The 7148-nt window shown below is 63.7% G+C and carries 8 protein-coding genes and 1 pseudogene; 2 read left to right on the top strand and 7 right to left on the bottom strand.

Annotated elements, in window-relative coordinates; all coding sequences use genetic code 11:
• Nucleotides 1-32 precede the first annotated feature (32 nt).
• Both K323_RS0110635 and K323_RS0110640 read right to left on the bottom strand, forming a co-directional pair.
• Entirely contained in the window at nucleotides 33-920 is an 888-nt protein-coding gene (locus K323_RS0110635) for an IS3 family transposase (protein WP_022885266.1), read from the bottom strand.
• A gap of 17 nt (nucleotides 921-937) precedes the next feature.
• Nucleotides 938-1231 (bottom strand): transposase, encoded by a 294-nt coding sequence (locus K323_RS0110640; protein WP_022885267.1) that lies wholly within the window; start codon nucleotides 1229-1231, stop codon nucleotides 938-940.
• A gap of 210 nt (nucleotides 1232-1441) precedes the next feature.
• Here K323_RS0110640 and K323_RS28465 point away from each other — a divergent pair.
• Nucleotides 1442-1881, top strand: a pseudogene (locus K323_RS28465) (DinB family protein).
• A gap of 12 nt (nucleotides 1882-1893) precedes the next feature.
• On the opposite strand, the gene K323_RS0110650 reads toward K323_RS28465, so the two are convergent.
• Genes K323_RS0110650 through K323_RS0110670 form a run of 5 tightly spaced genes read right to left on the bottom strand, consistent with a single transcriptional unit; the run spans nucleotide 1894 to nucleotide 6407 of the window.
• Nucleotides 1894-3408 carry an amidohydrolase gene (locus K323_RS0110650; RefSeq protein WP_022885268.1) on the bottom strand — a complete coding sequence of 505 codons (1515 nt, stop codon included), beginning with the start codon at nucleotides 3406-3408 and terminating at the stop codon, nucleotides 1894-1896.
• Nucleotides 3405-4052 carry an FMN-binding negative transcriptional regulator gene (locus K323_RS0110655; RefSeq protein ID WP_022885269.1) on the bottom strand — a complete coding sequence of 216 codons (648 nt, stop codon included), beginning with the start codon at nucleotides 4050-4052 and terminating at the stop codon, nucleotides 3405-3407. Before K323_RS0110655 ends, K323_RS0110650 begins: the two co-directional genes overlap by 4 nt.
• Nucleotides 4053-4095: 43 nt before the next feature.
• A complete protein-coding gene (locus tag K323_RS0110660; protein WP_022885270.1) occupies nucleotides 4096-5100 on the bottom strand; it encodes an Fpg/Nei family DNA glycosylase in 1005 nt (334 codons plus the stop codon).
• Nucleotides 5101-5102: 2 nt separating this feature from the next.
• A complete protein-coding gene (locus tag K323_RS0110665) occupies nucleotides 5103-5591 on the bottom strand; it encodes a ribose-5-phosphate isomerase (protein WP_022885271.1) in 489 nt (162 codons plus the stop codon).
• Nucleotides 5592-5612: 21 nt separating this feature from the next.
• Nucleotides 5613-6407, bottom strand: a complete 795-nt coding sequence (locus tag K323_RS0110670) for a class I SAM-dependent methyltransferase (RefSeq protein WP_022885272.1) — start codon at nucleotides 6405-6407, stop codon at nucleotides 5613-5615.
• Between the two features lie 89 nt (nucleotides 6408-6496).
• Between K323_RS0110670 and K323_RS0110675 the strand changes: the two genes are divergently transcribed.
• Complete coding sequence (locus K323_RS0110675; RefSeq protein ID WP_022885273.1) at nucleotides 6497-6769, top strand: DUF2277 domain-containing protein; 273 nt, start codon at nucleotides 6497-6499, stop codon at nucleotides 6767-6769.
• Nucleotides 6770-7148 lie beyond the last annotated feature (379 nt).

Consider the following 7148-nt stretch of genomic DNA (forward strand, 5'->3'; position numbering starts at 1 on the left):
CAGCGGCGGCGTCAGCCGCCTCCATCAATCGTTCATGCCGCTTCCGATCCGGAATCTGCCTCAGCCCGGACGCGGGCTTGCGCGTGTTCGTAGTCCACCGGGGACAGCATCCCGTTCGTCGAATGGCGCCGGACCGTGTTGTATTCCTCGATCCATGCCGCGACCGCACGGCGCGCTTGCTCCCGGGTAATGAAGCGCTTCTGGCGGAGCAGCTCGAACTCCAAGGACGAATTGAACGATTCAGCGACCGCGTTGTCCAGCGCCGAACCGGTGCGCCCCATCGACTGAGTGGCGTGTGCGTTCCGGCAGGCGTCGGCGAACAGTTCCCCGGTGTACTCGCCGCCCTGGTCGGTGTGGCATATCACTCCGGTCACCGTCCCGCCACGGATCGCGATCGCCATGCACAACGCCGCCCGCGCCAGCGCTGCATCGTGGTGGGAATCCATGGCGAACCCCACGCAACGCCGCGAATGCAGATCCAGCACGTCGGCCAGGTAGAACTTACCTTCATCGGTGGGAATCTCGGTGACGTCGCCAACCCAGGTGACATCCGGCAGCGGACGCGGGCTGAAGTCCCGCCGCACCGCGTCGGGCGCCTTGCGCGCCGACTTGTCCGGTCTGGTCGTGGACCTGCAGCGGTGTTTCTTCCTGGCCACCAAGCCCTGCTCCGCCATCAGCGCGGCCACCGTGTTCACACTGACCTGCCAACCCAGCGCACGCAAGTCGGCAAGGATCCGTGGCGACCCGTACGTGCCGTGATGCTTCGCGAACAGCGACCCGATCATCGCCGACAACCCCGCACGCCGCGCCCGGCGTACCGACCCGTCGCCGTGACGCCACTTGTAGAACCAGGACTGCGACACCCCCAACGCCCGACAGGAGACCGCATACGGGATCCCGTGCTCCGCCCTCTGGGACACGACCGAGGCGGCAAGGTCTACCGCCCCATCGCTTCCTTCACCCAGAGGGCGGTGGAACGTTTGAGCACATCACGCTCCATCGCCAGCTCCGCATTGTCCCGCCGCAGCCGGACCAGCTCGGCACGCTCGCTCTCGCTCAGCGCACCGTCCCCGCCGTCACGGGTCCGCCGGTCCCGGCCCACCCAGTTGCCCAGGGTACCCTCATTCACGCCCAACTCCCGAGCAACAGCAGCGATCGGCCGGCCCGTTTCGTGGACGATCCGCACCGCGCCTTCCCTGAACTCCGCATCGAACTTCCGTCGTGTATCCATCGCCGTTTCCTCCTTAGCGATATCTCCACGATACGAGGGGAATCCCAATACTCTGAAATGATGGTGGCTATGGTAACCACTCGGCGAGCTGACATGTTCACAGCAGACGGCAGGCCGTCGGACGACGACCCGCGCGAAAATGGACCCAGCCTTGGCGACGAGCGCGTCACGCTGGTCGAATCCCTTCGCTCTCAACGCCTCACTCTCGAGATGAAATGCGTGGGCCTCGACGCAGAGCAGTTGGCCCGCCGTTCGGTCGAGCCGTCAACCATGTCGCTCCTCGGCCTCGTGCGGCACCTGGCCGAGACGGAGCGCGCGACATTCCGGGTGCTGATGGCGGGCCAGGATGTACCCCGCTGTACACCTCGGATACCGATCGCGACGGTGACTTCGATGGCGCAGTCGCCGACCCCCAGGTCGTTGCGGAGGCGTGGGAAACCTGGCGGGCGGAAGTCGCCTTCGCCACGAGCTTCGTGGCCGAGGCACCCAATCTGGACGTCACCGCCGACGATTCCCAGAACAAGCATGGCAGCGGTGGAGGGGCGACCTCGCTGCGCGAGATGTTGCTCGGAACGATCGAGGAATACGCCCGCCACATGGGTCATGCCGACCTTCTGCGCGAACGTATCGACGGCCGCATAGGCCAGTAGGCCGTTTTCAGATCAGAGGGTGCTGTGCGTGAACCGGCCTTCAAGCAGTGTCGCGGCCACCGGCATCCGTCTCAGGTCGTCGACGGATGCCGTGAACGGGTCGATCTCTGTGACCGCCAGATCTGCCACGTCACCGACCTCGATCTGATGCCTCCCGCGCGCAGAGGCAGCGAGTGCCGCCTGTCGAGAGATCGCCTGCTCAGGGTGCCACGGCTCGCGACCGTCTCTCGTGCGTCCGACGGCCGCGGCCATCGTAACCCAGGGGTCGAGCGGCGCGACGGGCGCATCGGAGCCGAGCGCAAGCTCTGCGCCGGCGTTCAACAGGCCGGCCAGCACAAAAGCCCGCCCGGTGCGACCCTCCCAGTAGCGGTCGGCAACGTCGCGGTCGTCCATGGCGTGCTCCGGCTGCACACTTGCCACCACGCCCAGTGACGCGAACCGGGCGAAATCACCTTCCGACAGCAATTGCGCGTGTTCGATGCTGCCGGTGCAACCGACCTGTTCGAAGACGTCAAGGGCCAGCGAATTCGCGTGATCGCCGATCGCATGTACGGCCGGGCGGATTCCGGCCGCGGCTGCCCGGCGAACAGAGCCGAGAAGTTCGTTCGTCGGGACCGTAAGCAGTCCGCGCGAGCCCTGCTGGTCCTCACGCCCCGGATACTCGTCGAAGCAGTACGCCGTGCGCGTGTTCAGCGACCCATCGGTGATCACCTTGTACGGACCAACCGTCAACAACCCGTTTGTACCGGCGATTACCGCACCGGTGCGCAGACCAAGTTCAATGGCGCGCTCCAGGTGTTGCGTGTAGATGCCGAAGTCGACGCGAAGGGAGTGGGAACCTGCCGCGATGCGACGTGTCCAGGCGTCGAGGCTCCAGGTCATCTCAAGGTCGACGACACCGACGACACCGCGCGCCGCAGCCGTGCGCGCCGCCGCGTCTACCCAGTCGTCAAGGACCTCGTCTGACACGGTGTCGATGAGGCGCTCAACCTGGAACGCGTCTTCCTCCCGAAGTACCCCGGTGGGGTGGCCGCCGAAACCGCAGAGAGACAGCGCCGCCGAGTTGAGCCAGACGCAGTGCAGGTCAGCACTGACCAGAACCACCGGCACATCCCGGGATACGGCGTCCAACATCCTGAAACTCGGAGCGTCTTCCCACAACCCGTCCCGGAATCCGTAACCGATCAGCGTGCCGGTCGGAGGTGCAGCCATGATCCGACCCGCAACCGCGTCCGCGGCCTCTGCGGCCGAACTTGCGAGAGAAACGTCGAACCGGCGCGCAACCTGCGACCACTGGCTGAAATGCACGTGGTTATCCCAGAGCCCTGGGATGAGCCAGCGTTCACCGAGGTCAACCGTGCGGGTGGCGGCCGTAGCCGGGTCGATATAGCCGATATGACGAATGAATCCTGCGCCGGCGGCATCCGTGGTTTTCCCTGCATGTTGGCCTGGTTCCTCGAAACCGATTTCGACGTCAACAATCTCGTCGTGCCCGGGGATGCGGCCGTTCCGCAAGATCAGGTTCATTGCGCAAGCCGCGCGTGCACGCGCCGCATCTGGGCGGCAAGTGCCTCGCTCGCGTATGGCCCGTCTCCCTCGAGCTCGCCGATGATCCGCTCCACCGTCTCGGCAGGTTTGTTCTGGCTCATCTTGTTCTTGGCGACGAAACGCGTCACCTTCATTCGGAATCCGACGGTTCCCGAAACGATCCGAGCCGCGTATTCCGCGTTCTCCGTCGTGCCGTTCATGCGTCGAGGGTTCTCCATACGGTCCTCGAAATGATCGACAAGTTTGTCGAGCACCAGCAGATTCTGTTCATCGGTCAGGATCTCCGGGGTGCCGTAGAGATGGGCCACGATGAAATTCCAGGTCGGGACGGCTGGATTCGCGTCATACCAGCCGGGAGAGATGTAGCCATGCGGACCCTGCACAACCAGGAGCAGCTCATGCTGACCGAGTTCGTGCAACTGCTCGTCTGGCCGCCCGACGTGACTAAGCAACACCAATTCGTCGCTCGAATCATCGCCCGATTCATCCAAGATGAACGGATAGTGCGAGGCGACCAGCTGTCCGTCTGACGTATGGCTGACCATCGTCACCCACGGATTCTCCCGCACGAGGCGCTTGATCTCTGCGACCTCGCCCAGAACGAAGCTGGGGTTCTGTCTCATCGTGCTCCCTGTTGTTGACCCAATACGGGATTGACGCGAAAGGCTATTTCTGACATTTCGGGCACCAATAGAGCTTCCTGGCTCCCATGACTTCGAGCACGATGTGGGTGCCACACGTCCGACATGGCAGTCCCTCGCGCTTGTACACCCAGTGACGATCGGCCCGGTTGGCCATGGCCAACGAGTATGCGTCGTGATTCAGGTCGTCCATGGTCATCATCTGGCCCGTCGCAACGCCGATCGACAGCAGGTGGGCCCAGTCCTTCCAGAGCGCACGCACAGTGTCTTCCGCAAGCGATTTGCCTGGCGTGTGCGGGTTGAGCCTGGCCCGGTACAGCATTTCGGCGCGATAGACGTTGCCGATTCCGCTGACCACACTCTGGTCCATCAGGAGCAGGCCGATCGGGGTGCCCTTCTTGAGCACGGCCTTTGTAAAGCGATCCTCAGCATCCTGGCCCGCGTCCAACTGTGGGTCCGGCCCCAGCTTCGCGATCGTCGCCTCCACGCGGTCCGGACCGAGCACCTCACAGGCGGTCGGTCCGCGGAGGTCGGCAGACACGACATCCGTCAACAGGCGCACCCGCACCTGGCCGACCGGCTCAGGAGGGAAGGAGTCTGGTGCGCCCGTCTCCTTTTCCTGCTCCGCCATCCGCACGCGAGTCCGACGCGGCGCTCCGATCGAGTGCATCGAATTCTCCCCCGCCTCGTCAAGGATCGCAGCATCGAGGATCGCCTCGGCCAGGATGGTGCCGCGCTGGTTGGTCTGTCCCATCCGGCCGTTGGCGGATGCGATGGTGGCGTCCATCAGGATGTCTCCCGCGAAATCCCACGCACCATACATGCCCAGGTGCACACGCAGCCAGAGCCCGTTGTCGAACTCTAGGAACATCTGTTTGCCGACCGCCTTCGCGTCCGTCATCACGTGCCCGTCGAGCTGGGACGCGCCCTCGGCGAATCGCCCCTGTGGAGACGAAACGCTGACGCGCTTCCCGACGAAGTTGCGCGCGAACTGGCGGGTGATGCGATGAACGGAGTGACCTTCTGGCATTGTTAGCGCTCGATTCCCTTCCCTGCAATATCGCCCGTTGCTTCATATTCGGTGAGTTGGGCGATCCGGCGCACGTGGCGCTCTTCACCGGAGAACGGCTCGGCTATGAAGGTGTCTATGAATGTCGTCGCATCCTCGACCGAGTGCTGCCTGGCACCGATGGAGATGACGTTCGCATCATTGTGCTGGCGCGCCAGTTGCGCGGTGCTGATGTTCCAGACCAGCGCGGCGCGCGCCCCTGTGACCTTGTTGGCCGCGATCTGCTCGCCATTGCCCGAACCGCCGAAGACGATTCCGAGGGCTTCGATTCCGTTCGTCTGGTCGTTCACGACCCCCTGCGCGGCGTTGATGCAGAAGGCCGGGTAGTCGTCGAGCGGGTCGTACGACGTCGGTCCGTGGTCGACCACTTCGTGGCCGGCGTTGGTCAGATGCTTGATCAGGTGCTTACTGAAATCGAGACCGGCGTGGTCAGTGGCGATGTGGATGCGCATCCTTGCAGTCTATTGAGATCGTCAGGAACTCGGCGAGGAATTCCGCGCGGGTGTGGTCGCTTGAGGTCCCGTGCGGCCGATGGCATACCGGAACGCGTTCACAAGGCGATATCCGCCGCCCTCGATCCGGAATGGCCGCGCGGCGTCGATCACTGTTGCTGCAGTCGCCGCGATGGTGTCTGGGTCTTCGCCCATGAGCACTCCGCGAACGAGAACCTCGTCGTTCGGTGCCTCCCAGCAGACTTCGACCAGACCAGCGGAGATCACGTCGAGTCCAGCGTCGCCGAACAGCTCTTCGAGACCGCCGGCCTGACGAAGTTCGCCATCTGGTCTCAGTTCTTCCCCGGCCGCCAAGGCAACGGATGTCTCGATCACGTTGAGGTCGTTTCGCGCGCCTTCTGCCCAGTTTGAGACGGCGACAAGACCATTCGGTGCCGTGACGCGAACGAACTCGTGAAGGGCGTCGAGAGTGTCTTCTGCAAACTGCAGGGCGTTGAATGCCGTCACCACGTCGAATGTGGCGGCAGGCCACGGCATGCCTTCGGCCGAGCCCAGGCGGATGTCGGCGGTTGGCAGGCGAGCCCGGGCGAGGGCGATCATCGCCGGTGCCGGGTCGATTCCAGCCGGTGTCGCGCCAAGCCGATCGAGCATGCCGAGGAACTCACCGCTGCCGCAGCCGACGTCGAGAACGCGGGAGCCTGGTCCGATGCCGGTTTCTGAGATGACTCGCTGACGCGCCGGATCGGCGAAATCACCCCAGAGTTCAGCCCAGACGCCGGCGACTGCTGACCAGCCGTCTTCATCTGCGCCGTCCATCCGTGCTCCTCCCGCGTTGCATGCATTGCCTGAATACATTGTCGCCGCTTGGGGTAGATCGATCTGATATCCGGGGTTAGCCTCGAAGCATGTGCAGGAACATCCATACTCTCCACAACTTCGAACCGGCTGCCACCGAAGACGAGGTGCACGCCGCCGCGTTGCAGTTCGTGCGGAAGATCAGCGGGTCGACAAAGCCCTCAAAGGCCAACGCCGAGGCGTTCGACCGCGCCGTCGAAGAGATCGCCCACATCTCACGGCACCTGCTCGAAGATCTCGTGAGCAACGCCCCGCCAAAAAACCGCGAAGTCGAGGCGGAGAAGGCGAAGGAACGTTCCGCGAAGCGCTTCGCCGCCGCGTAGTCGCCGACCGCTCTGACCCGTTCCGTCAGAGTGACCTTTCCGGTCGAGAGTGACCGGCGGAACGGTCACTCTCGACCGGAAAGGTCACAAGGGCTAGTCGATATGAAGGTGGCCAGTTCTTAAGGCTGGGGCCTCGTTTCACATAGACGTGGGTTGCCAACAGGTGAAGAGTTGACCTATCCGACAGGTAAACTTTGGAGGCCCCAGTTGACTATCTATCGTACTTTCGTTGGCTTGGATGTGCACGCCCGAACTATCGCTGGTTGTGGCATCGATGTTCACAGTGGTAAGGTCGTGCATCGACGATTCGGGTTCGACCTGACCGAAGTTCTCGGGTGGATCCGATCGCTGCCGGGTCCAGTCCAGGCAACGTATGAGG

Source organism: Glaciibacter superstes DSM 21135 (genome assembly GCF_000421145.1).
Taxonomy (GTDB): Bacteria; Actinomycetota; Actinomycetes; order Actinomycetales; family Microbacteriaceae; genus Cryobacterium; species Cryobacterium superstes.